This is a genomic window from Shewanella sp. SM74, from assembly GCF_025653725.1.
Lineage (GTDB): Bacteria > Pseudomonadota > Gammaproteobacteria > Enterobacterales > Shewanellaceae > Shewanella > Shewanella oncorhynchi.
Map to the genome: position 1 here is coordinate 1 of NZ_JAKKRZ010000099.1, position 625 is coordinate 625.

Sequence of the window (625 nt, forward strand, 5' to 3'; positions counted from 1 at the left end):
AGTAAAGAATCCGCCTTCTTAGAAGGCGGCTTTGACTTGCCCCTGGAAGGGGCTATTCCAAGAACCTACATCATCTGCAACGACAATTGAGCCTCATGTTCCTGATCTTGTTTATCTTGATGGCGCACATATCGTCTAATGATTTCTTCATTAACACCTACTGTATCTACAAAATAACCTCTGGCCCAAAAGCTATTGCCCCATAGCTTTTTACGTACATGAGGGAATTTATTGAATAACCTTATCGCACTTCTTCCTTTCAATACTCCCATCAGCGTTGATACTGACAGCTTCGGCGGGATTATGACTACCAAGTGAACGTGGTCTATCTGAACGTTTAATTCTAAAACCTCACAACCCTTCATATTGCAAAGGATATAAATTGACCTGTATAACTCCTTACCAAGGTTTCCTTTTAACATTTTAAAACGGTACTTCGGAGTCCAAACAATATGATATTTGCAACGCCAATAAACATGTGATGAACTTCTATAATCGCCCATGCTTTTCGTTTCCTCTTACTTGTGGTGAATAAGAAGTCTCTTTTAGCATGGGCGTAATTCAGGCTATAGCCTCAAGGAACAATCACCACCGCCAGAGGCGGTGGTTTTAGGATGACAATAAA

At 40.8% G+C, this 625-nt stretch carries 1 protein-coding gene; it reads right to left on the reverse strand.

Features of this window, described 5'->3' with window-relative positions:
- Nucleotides 1-65: 65 nt before the first annotated feature.
- Nucleotides 66-503 (reverse strand): IS200/IS605 family transposase, encoded by a 438-nt coding sequence (tnpA, locus tag L5M49_RS25185; protein ID WP_219255617.1) that lies wholly within the window; start codon nt 501-503, stop codon nt 66-68.
- Between the last annotated feature and the right edge of the window lie 122 nt (nt 504-625).

What these genes read in the sequence shown, in the direction of transcription:
- tnpA (WP_219255617.1), bottom strand. Translation starts at nt 503, where the DNA reads ATGGGCGATTATAGAAGTTCATCACATGTTTATTGGCGTTGCAAATAT.